Below are 22,059 nucleotides of genomic sequence, written 5' to 3'. Positions count from 1 at the left end.
TGGCGGGGGACAACCCCCGGCTCCTGGAAGCCCTTCCTAAGAAAGACCACTTTCATCATCCGTTAAAGGTGTTGGTATTTGCAAGTGCAACCTCACTTTTCTAATTGTTACATTGCGGGTTGAAAACTTCTACAAATGCTAATTAACCCTGTTCCTACCAGGAATATCTAAAGTAAATACCTACTGGTAGGGCGGTAAAATGTATTTCACTGGGTTCGAGGTAAGGAATAACCCGCCAGCCGTACTCCCCTCTGTTTTTGCGGGGTATTCCAAAGATTGCGCATACTCGTCCTTTGAGTTTCCTAAAACTATCTTGGTTACTCGCGCGTTCTTGGTCTTCTTCGCGCAGCATTATGGACAGGTCGCTGTTCTCGAAACGGATGAACAGGTTGCCAGGACTGGAAGTCTCAACTGCATTAACTTTTCCATAAAAGAATGCCAGTTCGTTTTTCTTAAATTCTTCTTTGGATTTGTTTTTGCCATTTACTTTGATGATTGGACAGATTCTCCCTTGATGGATAACAGTTTCGTCGGGGGCAGGTAGGTACAGTTGTCTTTTTAGGAGCTCAAGTTGACCTATTGGAACCGTTCCGGAAGGTTCTCCACTAGAGCCCCCATAAGAGACCCCAGTATTCCTGCTAGTATTTTCACGTGTTCTTGAAACGGTTTGGTTTCGAGTTTTGCCAGATGAGTTGCCAGGAAGTATCAGCTTCAAAGGAATGTTCCCATCATTCTTGTACCAGGTATCCCAGCTGTTGTCTCCCTGTTTTCCTAAATAGCGCGGAGCTAATCCGTAGAATCCCATGCCTTGATCGCAATCGTTCCCCTGGCCGGGAAAATGGGCAAAGTAAGGGGCTTTCTTGTTGGTCTTTTTATAGGATTTCGCTATCAATGTTTGATTACAGGGTTTGCCGCTTGGCAAGAATCCTATGCAGTGGATTTGTGGTGTTCCTTGGCGGCTCCATTCATCTGCTTTAATCACAATGTTGTCATTGTTGTATGCCACAAACATATTAATAATCCCTCCGTAGGGTCGTTACCTAAGGCAAGACGGTTTGCCTTGCCTGGCGGGCACAGGATTATCGGAAAGATAACCTTCGTCCGTCACTTCCTATGTAGGGCGCGGGAGGTGTGTCGTTGATAAGCGTGTTATTTCTGCAGGTGAGTGCAGTATTAGGGCTTTGGTGGACACAAATTCAATGCCCGTAAAATGGGCTGTTAGTCTTTCGCTGGTTGGCGTTTGAGCTTGCACGGCTGTGGCGCTGGTTAGCGGGATAACTAGCCCTACTATTAAGGCTATTAGCGCAATGATTGCGCTTCGTTTTTTGGTACCAGTGTTCACTGTTACTCCTTTTATCTACTTATAGATCCATGGGAGCGTGGCAAGGCACTGTTCCTTACTGGTTTGTGTCCCCGTCCAAATGGCCGGGGACACAGGTTCTTGTGTCAATAAGGAGTTAGTGGAACCCAGCACGTTCCCGTATCTATAAAGAAGCCCCGGCAAACAAAAAGAAGCCAGGGCGCGAATAATGCGCACTGGCTCCCGAATAGAAACTATTAACTCAAACTATTTACCAGACGTTTCCGTCCTCATCGCCACCTAATGTAATAGAGCCGTCCTGATCCATGTTATTTTTATCAATCCAAACTTCCCCTGGTTGGAGTTGGTATCCACTGCTGCTGCCCCCGCTTGGCGCGGCCGCGCCGACTTGCCCGGTAGGTTGTGCCTACTGGCTGCTACTTTCCTGCTTCGAGCTGGCTTTTTGCTTGGCCTTAGCCTCTTTCTTAGCTATGGCTACAAAACGCGGGTTTACTTGAGATTTCACAAGCCTGGGTTGCCGGTTACAAGGGATCAATCACGGTTTCACGTATGGGAATGCATGTATTACCGCAGTTAGAGCCGTCATTGGTGCTGGTTTAATAGAAAGCGGCACGCCTGCCCCCTTGGCGTGCTCAGGCACGCTAAGGGTAGTGCAAATAGCGGCAGCGAATAAGCCAGCACACCGATACCAAAAGGTAAAAGAAGATCGACTATTGGCCGGTATGGGCGTAATGCCAAAACAGGCTGAGGAATGGATACGACTGGTAGTCGGTGCGCGCGGTGCGGGCAGTAAAATACTCGTTCCCGATGGTGCTGAAAAAGCAACTGGTCTTGCCACCTGGCTCGGGCAGGTTCCCGCCGCATAACAGTCATGTGAGGGAAGTCATAGTGCTGGCGTTATCAGGGGGTCACTATGACACCCTGATACATAAGCGTGAGTGTGATAGGTTGCAGTGAAACCCATGAGTTTTCACCCTGGCTATGGGTGCTTGCTGCTGCCGTTAAATCTTAATAGTTATGTCCAAGAGAATATGCCGCCTAACTGGTGGCATGAATGTACTGAACCCCGAAAGTTGGACGGCTTTTTGTTCAGTTTTCAGGGTTAGAGGCGGCGGTGATTGTGCTGCAGGTTTTCCCCGCGCAGCGTCCCGCGTAGCGGGCGTCCCTGCCCCGTAAGGGTCGGTAAAATTCTTGGGGTTCTAAGTGGCAGGCCAGATCGTGACGTTAAGGGCGCTTATTAGAGTTGCTGCTGTTGCCCGGTGACTGGACATATGGCGGGATCGAAGTGTTCGGTTTTTCCCCAGCAATCCACCATGGTTTTTGTTAGCGGGTAGGTGTAGGCAAGCATTCGGGCGAGGACGACAATGCTGACTTTATCTGCGCCGCTCTGGCGTGCTTGTATCGCAAGTCCTTGGGCATTATGTCCTTGCACCCAAGTGTCTTCAACGATTACAACGTGACCTGATAGAGAACCGTTAATAGCGAAGTCGCTAGGGTTAGTCTTTTGTGCTCTCTCCTCCCGTGGTGATCCTACAAATTTAGCGGTTAATAGCTCTGGCTCGGAAAGGCCGGATACCGGATGGGAGAGTAGCTTTGCGATAGTGGGCAAGGGATGACTGGCTCGGTTCCGACCAGACGGCACTGCGATAACACTATTAACCGGTTGACCGATCTTGTTTTCTAAGCATTTTTGGTGATGCAACCGGAAAAGGTACAGCAGCGCCTTGAGGCGCTGCTGAGCAACGATTGAAGGCCGTCTAGATTTATACTGGTGCAAGTCTAAATAAAACTGTTGCAAATCCTGGTGGTCGCGTACCGTGTAGCTTAATGGGACAACAATATCGGCCAACTCATCCCCGAATTGTTTAGTTCTCTCATTGCATGGGTAGCAGCGTGAATACTTTGGTTCCACCGGGCCACAGCAGACCGAGCACACCCTCACTTGTGGAATTAATGCTCCAGTAGGGAAGGTGGATTCTCTCCGGACGGTTCTCGCATGGAGGCCAATAAGAGCCATTAGCCGCTGATCGAGAGTTTGACCAACCATAAGGTTCCTACAATAAGGTGAGGTCAGAAATGGTGAAGGTAGCCATTTCCGTTGCGAGGGAGACTGATTCCTCGGCACTATATGCAACGCGCGCTAGAACATTGGGATCGTCAACCAGCTTGCGTGCCCAGGTAGTGTTCTCATATACAGCGCGGGAGACAACCAGCGGGCGACCGTGTGCAGCTGCTTGCTTTGCTTGGTGTCGGGTTCCTGAGTTTTCTTTTGCTGAGACGATGATGGTGGCGCTCGCATATGCCGACATTACGGCATTACGCATCGGGAAGGAGTACTTCTTTGGGGAAGTGCCCGGCCAGAACTGGGAAATAACTAACCCGCGATCTTCGATTGCGTGTTGAAGCCCCCGGTTCTGGGGGGGATAGTAATAATTGATGCCGTTACCGATTACCGCAACCGTTCGCCCGCCAAGTTTCAAGGTTTCTACATGTGCGGCAGTGTCTATTCCTTCAGCCAGGCCGCTGACAACAGTCCAGTTTTTATCGACAATGAGGTGTGCGATTTGTGCTGCTGCTTCGAGTGCGGCTTGACCGGCTTTGCGTGAGCCAACTATGCATATGCCATTATCTGGCTGAGCAAGTTTACCGCGCACGAAAATCACGGGGGGGAAGTCATGAACCTCACGCAGTTGCTGGGGGTAATCACTGTCTAGCCAGGATAGTGGGCGTTCACCACTGGTGATCCACTGATCGACATCGCTGACAGCTCTATTGTAGATAAGCTCAGAATCGGGATCTTCGGCAAGAATTAGGCTGGGAGAATCACCGTCGATTAATCGTTGTCTTAATGCCATGTGCGAAGTTCGGAAAGATCCGTAACGCAGGAGAGCTACCAAGGCGACAAGTTCCTCAGAATTAGACATCCAATCACCTCCCCTTCCTTATCCCAATGTTATCAAGACGTTAGCACACCGTCTCAACTTAGAGGGTAGGTATCCAGATTTCGATAAACGAATTTCGGGCTGATAAATTAATCTGCAATCGGGCGTACTAGGGTGCACAAAACATAATCTAAACACCCTGGAACCTTTTAGTCCCGGGTGGCTATTATGTTCAGTTAACTATATTGTGTATTGAAATTACATTAACTGGAATTTTAAAGATCTTCTTCATCTTGAATATCAGCATTTTGTTGCCGAAGATTATTCACGTGAAGTGGATCGTTGAGATTATCTGGCGGTTGGAGTACACATTCGCGAATTCCGTCAATGTGTTCGCTTAACGAATCGGTTATTTTTGCCCACATTGGATCGAGGATGAAATCAATCCCGGCTCGACGTGCATATTTTGCTGCCGGTACGAAGTCGGAATCTCCAGAAATCATCACAATTTGGTTCACTAGGTTTCGTTCAGCGAGGGTTGAAATATCTAAACCAAGCCGCATATCAACGCCTTTTTGTGTAATGTCAAGATGGAAATCGTTTTCACATAAATCTTGGAGCTTGATTGTTCCGGCTAGAAGTTTTTTTAGTGGATCTTGCTTTAGAACATAGCCTTGCTGTGTCTCTAGTTCTTCCCCTCGGCGTAGCGCGACTTTTCTTTTCTTGAGCAGATGTTTAAAGAACTCGTTCGTCCACTTGAATTGATCGCTCTTCGCTAGATTAATCTGCTGCTGTAGCAAGGGGTGATACAGGACTTTTTCTGATGGCGGACAATCGTAGTAGAAAATTCGATACAAGCTGGATTGGGATTTTATTATGTGCCTTCGGCAATATTCGAGTAATTCATCGGCTCTTTGTTTGGAGGTTTTATCACCGAACAGGGCGTAGGAACGTTTTCTGTAGAAACCACCGTCTATGAGGATAGCGGTGACGATGGGACGGCGCGCAATCTGAGGCTTGCTTGGTTTTGGCTCGATATTTCTCCGGCTTCGAGTGTTCATGGTTTTCCTTTTGTATGTTGAAATAAAGCTCTGGTCATCGGCGTCATCCTTATAAGCGGAGCGTCAACGGCCAGAGCATCTGGTAGATATTTTATGGCCATTTTTGGTTGAGGTCAACCACGCGGCGTACCTTACATATTTTGAGCGCGAAAGTTTTTCGGTGCCTCATTTAGTTTGAGCGCGTCAAACCCCGTCCTCGTTGCGATCCAGCGGTGACGGGGTTTTTCAATTCCTAAAGCACGCCCCCAAGGGCTATTTCGGGGCTAAGTAACATTTTGTGTTTCTTTTGCCGGGCAGTCTTTGGATCAGAACCCCTAACGAACCCCGCCGAAGTGGGATAGGGGCCAGACGATTAGCATGGCTTTACCAACAACCTGATCTTCGGAGACGGTACCGATGGCTTTGGTGCGGGAATCCAGTGAAATGGAGCGGTGATCGCCCAACACGAAGTAGCGGTGTTCGGGAACTTGGTAAGGGAATTTAATATCGGTTTTCCCGATTTTGCTGCCCTTGACATAGTTTTCCCGCAGGGGCTTCTTGTTGACCACGATGGTGCCGTCCTCGCGCATATCTATCCAGTCACCGGGTTGCCCGATTACCCGTTTCAACAGCACCTTGTTGTTGTAGTAAAAAGCGATAATGTCGCCGCTTTGGAAGCTGGAATGGCGACTGGCGACCACCAAATCCCCATCTCGCAGGGTAGGGGTCATGGATTCGCCCCGGATTTGCAGCACCGACATAAAGAAAGTCGCGACCAGGATCCCGATGGCGCTCACGACTATGATCACTTCCGCTATCCGCACCAGCAGCCGGAAGGCGGGGCGGGCACGCAGCTTTTCCCACTGGGTTTTAATTTTAGAGGTGGCGTTGGCGATTTTTTCGCTCTGACCCTGGTTTGCAGCAGTCGACTTAGCCTCAGTCTGCGGGGAGGCTTTATCTTCCTGAGGAGGACGAGGGGCGGGAGATAATTCCTTTTCCTCGCTATTTTCCTGCCCCTTCCGGCTATGATTCACCGCCGCAGTCTCACTATCTGAGAGCTTGCGGGGATCCTCCTTAAGGGTGCGACGCGGCTCAAAATGCCGGGGTTTGGCTGGGGGTTCTGCCTCTATCAGCGGCTCTCTTTGATTCTCCTCTGGGTTCTCGGTCGGGATTTTAAGGTAGGAGGAAACGATGTCGCTAGTTTCGCTACGTTTCCGGCGTTCAGATCGTTTTGGCAGGCCAGAAGCGGGTTGAAAATCGCCCATTAATTACCTCCGCTTGCTTTGCTGCCTCTTAGTGTACTGTAACGCTTATTTCTGTAATGCTATGGCATCTTTACTGCTGCCTCTGCAATATCCCCTAAAACTTAAGGATTGCTAGTCGCGGGGGCAGGAATTTCTTAGTTTACAGCCTGACAGTTACTTGCAAGAGTTGATTCGTGTTCAGCGCAGCCTGGCAGATTGCGGGAGGCACGCAAATGGGACTTCGGTTCCTATGCGAAAAAAATATTAAACTGATACCATGTTCATGTTGCTTTAATTTAAGAGGGTTAATGCAGCTGTGTCCCTGTTTGAAAATTTTAAGTGCAGAAAGCACGGGAAGTGAGGAATAATGGGCACTCCTATTAGAAATTATTCACGTGGGGGGGGGGTTCAGTAGACTTTTTGCTGGCCTCTTCCTGCTACTGGGCATGATTGCAGCGTTGTCGCTGTCCTTTGCTCAGTTAGCGTCGGCATCTCCTCTGCGTCCTGCCGGCAAAAACCTTGATAAGACCTGCGCCCCGGAAATTACTATTACCGCACAAGAAGGCGACCATACTTACGGCGCTTATCAACTATTTGATGGTAATGTTTCCGGCGGAAAACTAACCGATATTAAATGGGGCACCGGGATTGATTCTGCTGCCCTGCTGGCTGAGCTAAAAACCAGCACCATTGACGAGCTGAAGGCGGTAACTACTGCTCCGCAGTTAGCAGAGAAGCTATCGAAGCTGGAGAGCTCCAAGGTTATCGCGTTCTCCAAGATCGCCACGAAGCATGTTACGGGGACTGCAAAAACCTTTACCAAATCTGGTGAGGCTGCTCCTTTCTCCTACAAAGCGACCTTGGGCGAAGCTGATCACGGCTACTACCTGGTGAAAGATACCGATAATAAGGCTGCAGCGCTCACTTCCCCGATTCTGAAGGTCGCGGGTTGTACTGTCAACGTTGAGGCTAAGGGCTCGGTTCCTACTTCTACTAAGAAGATTAAGGAAGACTCCACTGATCAATGGGGCGATACCGCTGATCTCGATGTGGGACAGGAAGCTCCCTTCAAACTGACCGGTACTATGCCCAGCAACATTGCGGACTTCACTACCTATAAATATGGTTTTAAAGACTTCATTTCTAAGGGCTTTACTTTGCCCGAGGGCTTTGCCGCTAAAGATCTCACCGTAAAAATCGGAGATAAAGAAATAACTCCGGATACGGTAACGGTAACTGATATCACCGATGATACCCACGGCGCTGAATACAACGGCGGTAAGCAGATCGAAATTATGTTCACCGATCTGAAAGCCACAGCGAAAGCCGCGGGTGTTGACCTAACCGCAAGCTCGGAAGTCACCGTGGAATACACCGCGAAGGTTAACGAACAGGCCGTGATTGGTGGTAAGGGTAACCCCAACAAGTCCTTGGTTGTTTATCAAAAGGACGTTACCGATGGTGATGGCTTGGGAGAAACCCCGGAAGACGAAGTTTGGGCTTTCACCTACCAGCTGGATACCACCAAGGTTGACTCTGCTAATCCCGAAACCAAGCTAAAGGATGCGCAGTTCCGTCTGTACAACTCCGACAAGACCAAGAGCGCCGAGATCAAGGATAACAAGATTGTTAAGTGGGTTGACGGCGACGCGGGCACGGTAATCACCACCCCCGAAGGTGGCGTCTTCAATATCGCTGGTCTGGATGCCGACACCTACTACTTGAAAGAGATCAAGGCTCCTGCGGGCTACAACCTGCCGACAGGGGACGATGCCTACTTCAAGTTCGTTATCGCTGCCAACCTGACTGTGGGCGATGATGGTAAAGGCAAGATCGAGTCTCTGACCATCACCCCCGGTAAAGGACAGGCTGCCGATGGTGATATTCCCACCGGTAAAGTCGAGATGAACATTACTAACACCTCCGGTTCCACTCTGCCTGAAACCGGCGGTATCGGTACTGCCATCTTTACGGTAGTTGGTTTGCTAGTTATGGCCGGCGCGGCAGGCGCATTCGTCTGGCGGCGCAAGCAAAACAGCTAAATAGCATAATCATCCGATCATGAAGGCAAGCATGGTCGTGTGACCAGAGAATCTTTTCTCTGGTCACACGACCACCGCCAATTCCATTTTTTAGTGCGTAACCCATCCAAGGCTCCCCGGCAGGGCTAGGAAAGGAAAAATAAGTGCAACCGCTCCCGGTAGATCAGCAAGTGGCTTCGGCCGCTGATGACCTGGATCAGCGGCACCTAAAATCCGATTCTGACCCCAAAGAACAGAACCTGGATGATCAGGGAACTTCGCGCCGCCAGGACTCGGCCTCCGCATCTGGCCAAGCAACCGGCGCGCCGGGCGCTAGGCGGTCAAGAATCCCCGATCTTGCCTTCATAGCAGTATTCGTGGGCGGCATGTTGGTGTTCTTTTACCCCACTATCAGTAACTACTGGAACACCCTGCAACAAGGCCGCGCAATCGCGGAATACACGCAAACCGTAAATAAGATGCGCCCCGGAGAACTCCAGCAGACCTGGGATGAGGCCGAAGCCTATAACCAGGAACTGCTGTCCAACCCGGCGCGCTACCATCTGTCCCACTCGCAAATGCAGCGATACCTTTCCTTACTTGATATCGGGAAAACCGGGATGATGGGGCATATCGAAATCGAAAAACTAGGGGTAGATCTACCCATCTACCACGGCACCGAGGACTCGGTACTGCAGGTAGGGGCAGGGCATGTGCCCGGCAGTTCGCTACCTACCGGCGGGGAAGGCACCCACACGATTTTGTCTGGGCATCGCGGATTGCCCAGCGCCAAACTATTTACCAATCTTGACGAGCTAGAGGAGGGCGATCGCTTCGTGTTACACGTACTAGATCGTGACCTGGCTTATCAAGTTGACCAAATCCGGGTAGTCGAACCTAAAGAACTATCGAATCTAAAAATTATTCCTGGGCAAGACTACGCGACTTTAGTAACCTGCACGCCCTATGCGATTAACACCCACCGGCTGCTGGTACGCGGTCACCGGGTTCCCTACGGAGGGGACGCCGGCTATGTGGCCGCCGATGCAGTCGCTATGGATCCGGTGATGGTTTCGCTAGCCATCTCGGTGCCGGTGTTAGGAATCATTGTGGCGATCACCGTGACGCATCTGCGGCGTCGCCGAAATCAAGCGGGAGGAAAGACGGAAGCACTATGAGCAAAGCAATTAGTTTCAACCGCTTATTAGGGACGCTGGCTGCGACGATTTTGGCCACGCTGCTGGGAATCGGGATGCTCACTCCCGCCGCCGCGCACGCCGCACCCCCGGCTGACTCCCCGCAGACCCCTGGCGAAACCAGTGCGCCCTCTGGCACTACCTCTTTAGATTTAGTAAATCTAGAAAAGATTGATCAAAACGCGAAAGGCACTATCACTCTCGATTTTCACTACGAGGGCGCGCCTTTAGCGGGGGTGAAAGTCTCCGCCTATCGGATAGCGCAGGCGAAGCGGCATTTCCCTGCACTGCCGGCCTATCAGCAGTATTTACAAGCATTAAAGTGGAATGACTTCCAAGATAAAAGCGGGGCGATTCCCGCGGGCAGCGTTGACGCCAGTAAATGGGCGGACTTCGCGGGCAACCTCGCTAACCATATCCAGGCCGATCAGGTAGCGCCAGAGGCGACGGCGACCTCGGATAGCAATGGGAAAGCGACCTTTAATAACCTGAAGGTAGGGGTGTATCTGCTGCTGACTGATCCCTTTACCAGTACGGCTGCCAGCGGGGAAACCTATGTTTTTAATCCCTCGCTAGTTACTGTGCCGAGCCTAGTTGACGGAAAACTGCAATACGGCGTAAACGCAGTGGCGAAGCTAGAAAAAGTGCTTCCCAAGCCGGCGCAATACCAGGTGGTTAAACACTGGCAGGACGGCGGAAACCAAACCGCGCGTCTGCAGTCAGTCAAAATACAGATTCTACGGGACGAAAAACTATTCCAAACCATCGAGTTAAACAGCGCAAATAACTGGACCTACCGTTGGGAGGACAGTGAGGGACACCGTTGGGCAGTAGCCGAACAGCTGGACAACAGCCCCTACACGGTTAGCTACGAAAAGGTTGGCCAGGCTTTCACCGTGACTAATACTTTAGTTCCCAAGAATCCCCCCAAGCGTCCTCCGTTATCAAGGACGGGCGCGAATCTAAATTACTTATGGCTAGCCCCCGTGCTGATGGTTTTAGGGGCAGGCGGGATTGCTGCGCGGCGCCGGCAAGTAGCGACGGCAGGCAGCAGTGATTTCAAATCGGAAAGCGCGACCAACTCTAGGCAAAACCGCGCAGATAGGGAGGCGAAATAGTGTTTAATCAACTCTATAAAGACCGCACTCGGCTGCTAGCTATCCTGGCGGCGCTTTCTTTCCTGGTAACCACGCTGCTTCTGGCGATTCCTTCCTACTCTTTAGGGATTAAAGAGGCCAATAATCTGGGGGCAACTAATGTTTCGCGGCCGATGCGGGCGCCAACCTCCTGCCAGGTTGAACCCGGTACGGTAACTACTGAACTGTTAAAAGCCGGCGATGGACAGGTAGCGATAGTAAATCCCCAGCCCGGGACCGAAAATCCCGAGACTGAAAAGGCCGAGGCGATTAACAAGGGCAATATTAGCCAGCGTTGGACCGGGGAAGCCTTTAGCCAAAACATCGGGATCTCCAACACGGCAGCCGCTAAAGCGAAAGTTTATCGGGTATATTTCCGCTTTACCGACAAAACTCCTGCCGCTCCCGGCTATGTTTTAGGTGGGAAGGCCTCCGCCAAACTGGAGGCAGGAAAGACCTACTATCAGGCGGAGGGAAATAAGAACCCCTACACCTTTAACCAGGTACAAGATAGTACCGGTAAAGATATTCCCGGCTACTATTACATCGAGATTGCCGGTTCCGATATCGGGGATGCTTTCTTACTTCCGGTGAAAGCCAAGCATGATTCTCCCACTTCCGCCGGTGGGGATCTGAAAGTTTGGATCGAGGAACTTACTCCCGAGGATAAAGCAGCACTGGGCAAGAAAGGCCAAGAACCCAGCTGCCAGGTACAGGAAAGTACTTGGGATACTATTCGGCAAAAATATGAAGCTAAGAAAGAGCTGCTCAACAAAGACCCGCTTGATTGGTTGGATAAACCGATACCAGACGTGGTTTGGGGATCGGCGACTGACCCCAGTATTGCCTATGACCAGCAAAGCGGAAACTATTATATTAAGAACCTGCGTTACACTTTCCGCAATACCCCGGTAACCACCGAGGGAATGCCCAAAGCCAAAGTTGGTCAGGATCCCGCTGTTGATTCTACCTATGTAGATACTTTTACCCTGCCCGAAGGGGTGGAGTTTAACCCCGAATACCTAAAGAAGGTGGGGAACACTGGCTCAATTCGCGATTGGTATACCCAGATCCCAGGGTGGACAATCAGACCAGGGGACAAAGATAGCAACGGCCAATATATAACCTTAAATATTGATAATAATGGTGAAACAGTCCCGTTATTCGCCCTGCGCGGTTCCAATATTTACCTAAGTTCCCTTAGTTACCAGTTCGATCCTGCGAAGCGCACTCTAAAAATTACCTACGATGTGGGGGCAAGACAGAATAAACCAAATCTGGTTGATCGAAATGTAAAAATTCGGTTTGGTGACAACTTCTTGCTGGTGAAGGATCCAAAGCCGAATCAAACCTACAATTTGCACAATGAGTTTGCGGCAACCACCGAGTACACCCACACTGATCGCGCTTCATCTAAGGCAGCAGTCACCAACCCGGTGACCATGCAAGGCCCGGTTCCCGAGGTAACTAAGACCCACGAAGGCGGAAAAGGGCAAAGCTTCTATCGGGGCGACCCCATTGACTTTACGATTACTGCCACTAACAAGGGATCTGGCCCCTGGAAGATTAAAGAAGGTAAGGATGACGAAGGCATTATTGCCGATCACCTGCCCGAAGCCTACTACCTTGCCCCCGCGCAAATGGCCAAAATGTTTAGTGAGGACGGGGATGGCCTCACGATTAACATCACCGGCGCCCAGATCTGTGAAAACTATGTACCCGCAAAACACACCACTACCAGCGGTAAAGAGGGTACGGGGCAGGTGCATCTAGATTGCGCTAAGGCTAAGCCCGCAGATTTGAAACTAGAGAAACAAGCCGATGGGAAGATAGCGATTACCCAGGCGGGAGCGACTAAGACAGTTGATAGCACTGCGGCCGCCTTGCAGGATGCCCTAAAAGACTTGATAGTAGTGCAAGCTACTCGCTATCAAGTGGCTTGGGAAGTACCGAACCACGTGATTTACGGTGGAGACAGCATTAAACACGTGGTAAGGGCGACCGTTAAAGATGACTTTATGGCCGGGAAAGATTTTACCGAGCAGCAAACCACTAACAAAGTGAATCTGAACGATCAAGACGTTCCAGATACGGTAACTACGGTCAACTCTTTCGAGGTTAAAAAAGCCGCCTATGTGAAAAATGAGAAGGTAGAACAAAACGGAAAGCCAATTCCAGTGGGAACCGTGGTTAAATATCAACTCTCCCTAGAACGTAAAGGCGGGAAAGCCGAATATAACGCCCTGCCCTTTACCGATAAGCTCTCGGGAGCGCAAGTACTGTTAGTGCCAGTTAAAGGGGATAACGCAACTAACCCGGATCTGCAAGGGCTGAAGAAATACAACTATGACGGACAAGATTATTACCTGTTAGATAAACCAGGGACTTATAAAAATGTTCATTTCAGTGCTACCGAAAAGGTAGGCGATTCCTCTTCAAGCAAAGACTTCATTGCCGACCGCATCGAAGTGAAGAAACTTGATAACGGGGCGGGTATCGCCACCTCGACCTATTGGTATATGGCCAGCCAAGATTTTGCCAACCCGTCTAAGGTTAGCGTGGACTACCTGACCCTCACCGATCCGGAAAAGACCGGATATACCAAGGTTAAAGACGGGCACCCCGATGCGCTAAATATTGGGGGAGTCGAGTCGCCGAAATACAGCATTACCGATAAGACCGAGATGAGTATCTCCAAGCTGGGGGCAGACAAGCGGATAGTCACCAAGCGGGGCGCTACTTTTGATGAAGACTCTTTACTAAGCCAAAGCCCCCTGAATGCCGGGAAGAAGGTTACCTATCGCCTGGCTCTGTCAGTGTTTGGGGATGATCCTTTTATAGTAACTGGCAAGGACATATATGATGCGCTGCCCCCCAGTTTGCCGGGTAAACCCTGGACCAAAGACCAGTTATCCCTGGAGATTCCAGAGGGGCAAAACGGGCTAAAGGTCACTGCCGGCGACCTCAAGAACTGGAAGATTACCGATACGAACCCGGCCGATGCCTCTTCCAGTGACACCCAGCAATACCTGGTTTGGGATCAGGATCTGCAACTGGAAGTATCCGGCTCGGTATATATGTATGTAACCTGGCAGCTACCTGAGGGAGCCGACTGGGATAACTATCGCAAGAAATACCAGTCAGACACCCTATTTAACACTTGGCATGTAAAGAATGACTCCTATTCGGTAAGCCACTACCTGGGCGGAAAAGCGGGAGCTACCCTGCAAAAAGGCGTAGCTGACACCGGGGTAGTTGCGAAAGAAACCTACAAGGTAGAAACCAAAACCATATATTCGTGGGGTGGCGAAGGTAGCAGCAGCTCAACAGAGGATTACACCGTGCTGCGACCAGATGACACCGCCAGCGGCAGGGTCGTATACTCGAACTCTGCGGAAGACGATCGTGCCAAGAACTATAGGTATGTGCGTTATTACAACGTTTTGCATAACGATGGCGAGTCGCGCCTGTATATTAATGACATTCAAGATATCTTGCCTAAAGGCTTCCATTTCATCGCCGGCATTGATGATCAATCAAATTTGAAAAATAATCAGTGCCACCAAGATGGAGATAAAAAGATCTGCACCACTCGTAACGATCCTAATACGGGTAAACCGGCACCAGAAGGGATCGGTATCCAGGTGGACAGCTGGGACGACACCTATTATGACGGTGTTTTTCCCGGGGATACTGCTCGCGGAGGCACGTTACCGGTACGGAAGATGTGGCGATCCAGTGCCGAAAACACTCCCGTGGATTTCCCGGGAGAAAAACCCAAAGTAGCCTCTTTACAGGCGATAGTAGATGCGCAAAACCCGCGCCATGTAACTTTCCGCCTGGATAACTCTAAGGCAGGTTCCAATCTGGGATATGACGCCGAGCGGGATAAATACTATTTGAACCCCGGGGAAACCGTAGGGTATAGCTACCTGGTAGCAGTCGGCGAAAAAATCAAAACTGAGGATTTAAGTCGTAACCAGATCGCTATGCCCTATGACAATCAGCAGGGGCAAAAAATACAAGTCAATCCCGACATTGAGATTACCTCAAAGCCCCTAGGGCAGGCACCAGCAAATGACGGGGATCGCCAGATAATTGACACCAACAACGCTAACCAAAAGGGTTTTGTTGGTGGAGACGATAATACCCAGTGGCTATCTTCCCAAGTGGATCTGACTCGCGGAGCAATCTTGCCGGGAGTCTCAAAGAAGTTAGTCGCTAAAAAGAACGCGGCTGGTACCACTACTAAAGATCCCAAGGCCGCCGGATACCCGGATACTTTAACTTGGGAAGTAACCGCCCACAATGACGGAAAGCAACCGATCACCGACTATGTAATCAGCGACCGTCTGGATCCCAACTATGTCTTTACCGGGACAGTTACCTACGTTTCGCATCCTCCAAAGCAGGCAGACGGGGGCGGTTCACGCTACCAACTGCTCAAATTTGACGATGGATCTTGGAAATATGACGCGAAGGGTAAACCGCAGAGCGTGACTGTAACATACAAGAATCCTGCTTATTTCAATAGCACGACCTCTTTGGAAGTTAATGGTCAGCCTTTGGCGGTGTTGGGGGGAAGAACCGTGTTCCACGTGTCCCTCACTTTAAACGAGGACAAGCTGCAGCTTAACGTGCGGGCTGTTCCCGGTACCGATGGGAAAAAGGCTCCCGGGCAGGGCTATGCAGTTCCAGGCAATCCCCTAATGCCAGAAGGCACCGCCACCTTGCAGCTTTCTAGCAAGAATCCGAAGCAAAACGGTGATTATCGGATGGTGTTCAACAACGCCTACGTGACTCCGATTGGCGAATCTTTCGATCAGCGCGCTCTCAAACATGGCTCTAACGCCACCCAAGATTTGGTGCTATCGACTACTACAGGTACGAACAAGAATAGTGCCGGACAGCCGGATTCTACGGTTAATCCCTATTATTGCTGGAAGAGTAATGATATTAGTTACGTGTGCGCTAACGAGAACAAGACTAATCTCCCCAGCGTACAGGCTGACGCGTTCGTGCCGATTGCCCAAGACGCCTATACCTCCTCAATAAAGAGCGTAGAAGAAAAGGCGAAGCCGGATAACAAAGTTACTTCCACGGACGAGAAGAACTATATTTCGCTGCCCGGTCAAAGCTCATTATTCACCTATACCTTAGAGGTGAAGAACAATACGGATGACGCCATACCGCGTATCACCCTGATCGATAACCTGCCGCAAACTAACGATAACTACACCTTTACGGGTGCCCCCGAGCGGGGATCACAGTTTAAGGTAGGTTTTGCGGATGAGCCCAATCTGACGGTAGAGGTTAAGGACGCGAATGGAACCTGGACAGCAGTAGATCCCAGTAAATACACGGTGGAATACTCCGATAAAGCTATCGGGTTCACCGAAAAAGATTGGAACGGTAGTGCCACTAGCGATTGGGGAACTGAACGAAAGGCAAGTTCCCGTTCCCTGCGCGTTAATTTGAAGGACAGCACCGATATCCTCAAGGGAGGCGCTTCCCTGCGGGTACGCTTTGACGCCAAGATCGCCGGTGGGGCAAACCCCAAGCCGGGCGACATTGCCTGGAACACTTTCGGCTACAACTACCGTGCACCCGGAGCCGGAGACTTGGACTTAGAGGCCATCCCGCTCAAAGTAGGGGTGAAAGTACCAGCCGAAATGCAATTGCTAAAGCAGGTACAGGACGAAAATAAGGAGCCTTTGAAACTAGGCAAGGCAACGGTATATAACTTCGTGGTCTACACCGGGGAAAAACTCACCCCCGAAGAAATGACCGAGAAAACCTTGATCGAAAACCTCAAGAAATCTGGACGTAGCTATATTGAGGTGAAGGTACCGGTAGCCAAAGGCGCCTCGTCCTCGGAAAAGATTTCCCTGACCTCCCTGGCAGGCAAACCCGCCAGTCCCTCGGGAACCTGGACGTGGAAGGACGGGGAGCGCTACACCCTGGCAGAGCTTCCTCCCACCGATGGAACGAAGTTCTCTAAGTACCAGGTGGCCACGGGCAGCACTGAGAACCCGGTTGAGCACGAGGGAGAATATTCCTTCAGCTATAACTCTGGCGAAAACCTTACCGTTACCGGTATAAACATCCGCAGCAAGTGGGAAATCAACCTGTTTAAAGCAGATGGAGATAACTGCGGCGAAGATGGTGCCTGCACAAGCGGGCTGGCTGGAGCGGTATTCGGGTTGTATTCCCCGGATCAGTCCCAGCAGATCAGCGCCGACAAGCTGCAGGAGGCCGGCCTCGGTGACCTAGCTGACAGTGATAAGACGGTCAAGCAGGGAGAGAAGACCTATTACCTGTCGCGCGTAGTTAAGACTACTGACAACGGCAAAGTTGTGTTCCCGGACTTAAGTGAAGCGGAATACTTCGTAAAGGAACTGAAAACTCCCGACAACTACACCGCCACCTGGAACGGACAGCTATTCCAAAAGCCGGCTCCCGGCGTGGCTGGTGAACAGCCAGGCAGTGCCGAGCATCCGGTCACGGTCAAGAACTATCAGCCCTACGAACTGCCGAAGGCGGGAGGCGTCGGTACCCTGCCCTTCACCCTGTTCGGTCTAATGATTTGTGGGGCAGCAGTATATGGCTGGATGCGGTATCGCCGCCGCGGGTAAAACCCGCCGGGCTCGCTGGGTGCGGTGGATACAAGTCATTTGCATCGCGCTGAGCTTGCTGCTGGTGGCGCTGCTGGGGTACTCCTGGTGGCAGGGGCGTACCGGTGATAGCGAAATAGATAACCTCCTGACTAAAACCCAGGAGGTTATCCCCAGTTCCCGCCAGGTGGGAGTAATCGCTACCCAAACCCCGCAAAATGCGAAAGAATCCGGGGCGTCCTCGGGGAAAGCGGCTGGTAAGGGGCAGGGCGGTACTGCCGATACCTCTGCCCCGGACAGTGCCAGCCCCTACCTGGAGACGGCGAATCTGTCTGGGTACGAGGTGACCGGAATCCTGCAGATTCCTGACCTGAACCGTAGCTGGCCGATTATCGCTAGCGGCGATGCGGCTAAGACTGCGAAAATCCCGAGCATCTATGGGGGCAATCCCGCCAGCGGGGATCTGGTGATTGCCGATGGTGCCGACAACCAGCAGTTTGCGCGGCTCAAGGATCTGCCTGACGGATCCGAAGTAGTGTTTACCGATATTTCCGGACGCGAATATCGCTACCAAATAGCAACCGTAGAAACTGTTCCCAGCGGCAAGTTATCCGCAATTTCCCGCCACCGGGAAAGATGGGACGCGGCAATCATTACCCCCAACTTTTCAGGTCGCAACCAAATAGTAACCCGCCTTGTAAAAGCCGAAAATAACTAGGCCACTGCGAACTCTGGACGTTAACTTAGATAAGGGCATATCCGGACGCTACCTCGGTATGAGCTGGAAAATAAGGGGTGACTACTTGCAGTCATTTTGCTATGCTGGCGGAAGGAGGGGGGTAATAATGGTCGCTACTTCGGTTCGCATGAGCGATACGACTGCAGAAAAGCTTGATAAGTTATCGCGCCTAACTGGACGCTCAAAGTCGTATTATCTTCGTGAGGCTATTGAATCCTCCATTGACCAGTTGCTCTATGAGTACACCTTACTAAACGAAGTCGAAGAAATTCGCGCTGGTAAAGCGAAAACTTACTCCCTTGAGGAAGTGAAGGCGGAACTTGGCCTGGAAGATTGAGCTCAGCGCCCGGGCTCGGAAAACCCTCAAGAAATTAGACCGTAAGCCTGCGCGAGATATAGTGCGTGCCTTAGAGGAAATCGCGCAGTTACAAAACCCCCGCAGTCGAGGCAAAGCGCTAACGGGAAACCTCCAAGGATTATGGCGCTATCGGGTAGGAGATTATCGCGTTATCTGCGATATTCGCAGTAAGCAGCTAACTATATACGCGATCGATCTTGGGCACCGCCGAAATATTTACCAGCTCTAAGAGAAACCCAAGGTAGCGCAACCGCAAAAGCCCCGAGTGTCGTTGTATTGCGAGGGGCTGTGAGCAAACGCGAGACCCCCGTCCCTGCGGTATTTTTTAAGAAAAGGGAGGGACGCCGCCCGGGCAGGTGAGGAAACTTACAGCACAAATAGGGGCACGAACTTTCATTTGCCTGCATCTTTGCACTAAGCTGAAGGGGTTGCGTTCCGCCCTGGAAAGTCACGGCAGAGACCTGGTGACCTGCAAAAGCAGAGCATTTTGAGTCTGCCACTTTCGTGGCCAACTGGGGAGCCGGCCTCGCCGGGCAACAGGAAGAAACAACCTAAGGGGTGCATTGTGCCCAGTTTTAGGAGAACACGATGATTCAACAAGAGTCGCGACTGAAGGTCGCCGACAACACGGGCGCAAAGGAACTGCTTTGCATTCGCGTGTTGGGCGGCTCCGGGCGGCGTTTTGCAGGTATCGGTGACACCATTGTTGCCACTGTAAAAGACGCTATTCCCGGCGGCAATGTCAAGAAAGGCGAAGTTGTTAAAGCGGTAATCGTGCGCACTCGTAAAGAGCGTCGCCGCCAGGATGGTTCCTACATCCGCTTTGATGAAAACGCCGCAGTTATTTTGCAGCCTAGTGGAGAACCGCGTGGCACGCGTATCTTCGGCCCCATCGGCCGGGAACTGCGTGACAAGAAGTTCATGCGCATTATCTCTCTGGCTCCGGAGGTGCTGTAAATGGGAGCGAAAATAAAGAAAGGCGATCTGGTAGAGGTCATTGCTGGCCGCACCAGTGACGAAAAGAAATTGGCCAAGCGCAACGAGCGTCGCGCCGAAAAAGGCCTGCCCGCCCTCAAACCGGGGGACAAGGGCAAGCAAGGTCGGGTACTAGAGGTATACCGCTCCAGCGACCGGGTACTGGTCGAGGGCGTAAACATTCGTACCCACCACTCTCGCCAGGGGCAAAACCAGCAGGGACAGGTAACCGGCGGTATCGAATACCGCGAGGCACCGATTCACGTTTCCAACGTGGCGCTGGTTGACCCCAAGACTAAGAAGCCTACGCGAGTTGGGTTCCGTGAGGAACAGGCAGAACGTGGCGGCCGTCTACGTACGGTTCGGGTGCGTTACGCGAAGCGTTCCGGGGAGGACATCTAATGGCTGAAGCAAAAACTGTGGCTCCGCGCCTAAAGGTGCGCTACCAGGAAGAAATCCGTAGCTCCTTAGAAAAAGAGTTCGGATACAAGAACGTAAACCAGATTCCCGGCCTCGAAAAAGTGGTTGTGAATATGGGTGTCGGCGAAGCCTCGCATGACTCCAAACTAATGGAGGGTGCGATTCGTGACCTGACCGCGATTACCGGCCAAAAACCGGTAGTCACCAAGGCACGCAAATCAATCGCACAGTTCAAACTGCGTGCCGGCCAGCCGATCGGTGCACATGTGACCATTCGCGGAGACCGGATGTGGGAGTTTGTAGACCGTCTGATCTCGACCGCTCTGCCGCGTATCCGTGACTTTAGGGGACTAAGCCCCAAACAGTTCGATGGCCGCGGGAACTACACTTTCGGTTTAACCGAACAGGCCATGTTCCACGAAATCGATCAGGACTCGATCGATCGCGTACGGGGCATGGATATTACCCTGGTTACCACTGCTAACAGTGATGAAGAAGGCCGTGCACTTCTGCGCGCGCTGGGCTTCCCGTTTAAGGAGGAACGTTAATGGCGAAAACGGCGCTTAAGAATAAAGCGAAGCGTAAGCCGAAGTTCAAGGTGCGTGCCTACACCCGGTGCAACCGGTGTGGCCGTCCTCATTCGGTATATCGCAAGTTCGGACTTTGCCGTGTCTGCCTACGTGAGCTCGCTCTGCGGGGCGAACTTCCGGGCGTCACTAAGAGCAGTTGGTAAAACTACTACGTTGCAGGTCTGAAACAGAAACCGCAGCGAGGAAGGGTTAGAACCCCAAAATGACTATGACAGATCCCATCGCAGACATGCTGACACGTCTGCGTAACGCCAATGCGGCGCATCTGGACAAAGTGTCTATGCCTTCATCGAAAATGAAGGCGGGAATCGCGAAGATTCTCGAAACCGAAGGCTATATTGCCAAAAGTGAAGTCAGTGATGCCCGCGTGGGCAAGACCCTCACTTTGACCCTAAAATATGGAAGCAAGCGCGAACGGGCAATCACCGGTTGCAAGCGGGTTTCCAAACCGGGTCTGCGTAAATACGTAAAATCCACTCAATTGCCCAAGGTCATGGGAGGCCTCGGGGTGGCGATTTTGTCCACCTCCTCCGGTCTGATGACTGACCGTCAGGCACAAGACAAGGGTGTAGGCGGGGAAGTCCTAGCCTACATCTGGTAAGGGGGAATAAGGATGTCACGTATTGGCAAGAACCCGATCTCCCTACCCTCCGGAGTAGAAGTAAAGATCGACGGTCTGAACGTTTCAGTTAAAGGCCCCAAGGGTCAGCTGGAACGCACTTTTACCGGGCCGCTGAAGATTCGGGAAGAGGACGGCAAAATCCTAGTGGAGCGGGAAGTAGAATCCCGGGAAGCTCGCTCTTTGCACGGCCTCACCCGCTCGCTGATTTCCAATATGATCGAGGGCGTAACCAACGGTTACTCCAAAGAAATGGAAATCGTGGGCACCGGTTACCGCGTGTTGACCCGCGGCAGCGATATTGAGCTGCAGCTCGGCTTCTCGCACCCGGTACCGTTCAAAGCTCCCGAAGGTATCGAATTCAAGGTTAATAGCGCGCTATCCTTCACTATCTCTGGCATTAGCAAGGAGCTAGTGGGCGAAACCGCCGCGAAGATCCGCAAGATTCGTCCTCCGGAACCCTATAAGGGCAAAGGTATTCGTTACAAGGGCGAATTCATTCGTCGCAAGGCCGGAAAGGCGGGTAAGTAAATGTCGTATACCCCTAAAGGTAAAGGCAAATTCGTCGCTCGCAAACGCCGCCATATTCGGGTTCGTAAACGCGTATATGGTACGGCGCAGCGCCCTCGTCTGGTGGTTACTCGGTCTAACCGCCACATGGTTGCCCAGGTTGTCAATGACGACTTGGGGCACACCTTGGTTTCAGCTTCCACCTTGGAAGCGGAGCAGCGAGGCGAGAAGATGAAGAAAGTTGATGCGGCTCGCCTGGTAGGTGAACGTATCGCGAAGCGTGCCCAAGAGGCAGGCATCACGGCTGTCGTGTTTGATCGCGGCGGCAACAAATATCATGGTCGCGTCGCCGCGGTGGCTGAAGGTGCCCGCGATGGCGGTCTCAAGCTGTAGA

General features: G+C 51.6%; 20 protein-coding genes. 15 read left to right on the top strand and 5 right to left on the bottom strand.

All coding sequences use genetic code 11. The features are described 5' to 3' along the window. Positions 1-154: 154 nt before the first annotated feature. Complete coding sequence (locus tag ACZ5BI_RS08595; protein ID WP_464896179.1) at positions 155-1,012, bottom strand: hypothetical protein; 858 nt, start codon at positions 1,010-1,012, stop codon at positions 155-157. Between the two features lie 959 nt (positions 1,013-1,971). Between ACZ5BI_RS08595 and ACZ5BI_RS08590 the strand changes: the two genes are divergently transcribed. Further along, the gene (locus ACZ5BI_RS08590; protein ID WP_464896178.1) at positions 1,972-2,187 is read left to right on the top strand and encodes a hypothetical protein; all 216 of its coding nucleotides are present in this window, start codon (positions 1,972-1,974) and stop codon (positions 2,185-2,187) included. 371 nt (positions 2,188-2,558) lie between these two features. Here ACZ5BI_RS08590 and ACZ5BI_RS08585 read toward each other — a convergent pair whose 3' ends face one another. The 4 genes from ACZ5BI_RS08585 to lepB form a co-directional block, all read right to left on the bottom strand. Beyond that, positions 2,559-3,170, bottom strand: a complete 612-nt coding sequence (locus ACZ5BI_RS08585) for a hypothetical protein (RefSeq protein ID WP_464896177.1) — start codon at positions 3,168-3,170, stop codon at positions 2,559-2,561. 205 nt (positions 3,171-3,375) lie between these two features. Beyond that, entirely contained in the window at positions 3,376-4,245 is an 870-nt protein-coding gene (locus ACZ5BI_RS08580) for a DNA-processing protein DprA (protein WP_464896176.1), read from the bottom strand. Between the two features lie 233 nt (positions 4,246-4,478). Continuing rightward, on the bottom strand, positions 4,479-5,264 hold the full coding sequence (locus ACZ5BI_RS08575) for an NYN domain-containing protein (protein ID WP_464896175.1): 786 nt from the start codon (positions 5,262-5,264) through the stop codon (positions 4,479-4,481). A gap of 314 nt (positions 5,265-5,578) precedes the next feature. Next, complete coding sequence (gene lepB / locus ACZ5BI_RS08570) at positions 5,579-6,508, bottom strand: signal peptidase I (RefSeq protein WP_464896174.1); 930 nt, start codon at positions 6,506-6,508, stop codon at positions 5,579-5,581. Between the two features lie 425 nt (positions 6,509-6,933). Between lepB and ACZ5BI_RS08565 the strand changes: the two genes are divergently transcribed. From ACZ5BI_RS08565 to rplR, 14 genes are all read left to right on the top strand, one after another. After that, a complete protein-coding gene (locus ACZ5BI_RS08565) occupies positions 6,934-8,529 on the top strand; it encodes an isopeptide-forming domain-containing fimbrial protein (RefSeq protein WP_464896173.1) in 1,596 nt (531 codons plus the stop codon). Between the two features lie 143 nt (positions 8,530-8,672). Beyond that, the gene (locus tag ACZ5BI_RS08560) at positions 8,673-9,686 is read left to right on the top strand and encodes a class C sortase (RefSeq protein ID WP_464896172.1); all 1,014 of its coding nucleotides are present in this window, start codon (positions 8,673-8,675) and stop codon (positions 9,684-9,686) included. Beyond that, entirely contained in the window at positions 9,683-10,822 is a 1,140-nt protein-coding gene (locus ACZ5BI_RS08555) for a Cna B-type domain-containing protein (protein WP_316087153.1), read from the top strand. Before ACZ5BI_RS08560 ends, ACZ5BI_RS08555 begins: the two co-directional genes overlap by 4 nt. Further along, positions 10,822-17,475 carry a prealbumin-like fold domain-containing protein gene (locus ACZ5BI_RS08550; RefSeq protein WP_412585277.1) on the top strand — a complete coding sequence of 2,218 codons (6,654 nt, stop codon included), beginning with the start codon at positions 10,822-10,824 and terminating at the stop codon, positions 17,473-17,475. Before ACZ5BI_RS08555 ends, ACZ5BI_RS08550 begins: the two co-directional genes overlap by 1 nt. Further along, positions 17,444-18,172 carry a sortase gene (locus ACZ5BI_RS08545; protein ID WP_316085863.1) on the top strand — a complete coding sequence of 243 codons (729 nt, stop codon included), beginning with the start codon at positions 17,444-17,446 and terminating at the stop codon, positions 18,170-18,172. Before ACZ5BI_RS08550 ends, ACZ5BI_RS08545 begins: the two co-directional genes overlap by 32 nt. 148 nt (positions 18,173-18,320) lie before the next feature. After that, a complete protein-coding gene (gene relB / locus ACZ5BI_RS08540) occupies positions 18,321-18,530 on the top strand; it encodes a type II toxin-antitoxin system RelB family antitoxin (RefSeq protein ID WP_238128093.1) in 210 nt (69 codons plus the stop codon). Next, complete coding sequence (locus ACZ5BI_RS08535) at positions 18,514-18,780, top strand: type II toxin-antitoxin system RelE family toxin (RefSeq protein WP_278619239.1); 267 nt, start codon at positions 18,514-18,516, stop codon at positions 18,778-18,780. The genes relB and ACZ5BI_RS08535 overlap by 17 nt, the downstream gene beginning before the upstream one ends. 359 nt (positions 18,781-19,139) lie before the next feature. After that, the gene (gene rplN, locus ACZ5BI_RS08530) at positions 19,140-19,508 is read left to right on the top strand and encodes a 50S ribosomal protein L14 (protein ID WP_122820090.1); all 369 of its coding nucleotides are present in this window, start codon (positions 19,140-19,142) and stop codon (positions 19,506-19,508) included. Beyond that, positions 19,509-19,928, top strand: coding sequence for a 50S ribosomal protein L24 (rplX, locus tag ACZ5BI_RS08525; protein WP_022864702.1), 420 nt, complete (start codon positions 19,509-19,511; stop codon positions 19,926-19,928). Positions 19,929-19,945: 17 nt separating this feature from the next. After that, positions 19,946-20,494 carry a 50S ribosomal protein L5 gene (gene rplE, locus ACZ5BI_RS08520; RefSeq protein ID WP_425304310.1) on the top strand — a complete coding sequence of 183 codons (549 nt, stop codon included), beginning with the start codon at positions 19,946-19,948 and terminating at the stop codon, positions 20,492-20,494. Next, a complete protein-coding gene (locus tag ACZ5BI_RS08515; RefSeq protein WP_022864704.1) occupies positions 20,494-20,679 on the top strand; it encodes a type Z 30S ribosomal protein S14 in 186 nt (61 codons plus the stop codon). The genes rplE and ACZ5BI_RS08515 overlap by 1 nt, the downstream gene beginning before the upstream one ends. Positions 20,680-20,738: 59 nt before the next feature. Beyond that, positions 20,739-21,137 carry a 30S ribosomal protein S8 gene (gene rpsH, locus ACZ5BI_RS08510; protein ID WP_024059753.1) on the top strand — a complete coding sequence of 133 codons (399 nt, stop codon included), beginning with the start codon at positions 20,739-20,741 and terminating at the stop codon, positions 21,135-21,137. 12 nt (positions 21,138-21,149) lie between these two features. Next, positions 21,150-21,686, top strand: coding sequence for a 50S ribosomal protein L6 (gene rplF, locus ACZ5BI_RS08505; protein ID WP_278611999.1), 537 nt, complete (start codon positions 21,150-21,152; stop codon positions 21,684-21,686). Continuing rightward, positions 21,687-22,058: a 50S ribosomal protein L18 gene (rplR, locus tag ACZ5BI_RS08500; RefSeq protein WP_024059751.1), complete on the top strand. Its 372-nt coding sequence runs from the start codon at positions 21,687-21,689 to the stop codon at positions 22,056-22,058. The last annotated feature ends 1 nt before the right edge of the window (position 22,059 follow it).

Source organism: Varibaculum sp. GTC20041 (assembly GCF_055387755.1).
The sequence above is the reverse complement of the archived record's forward strand: the minus strand, read 5'-3'. Positions and strand labels throughout refer to the sequence as shown.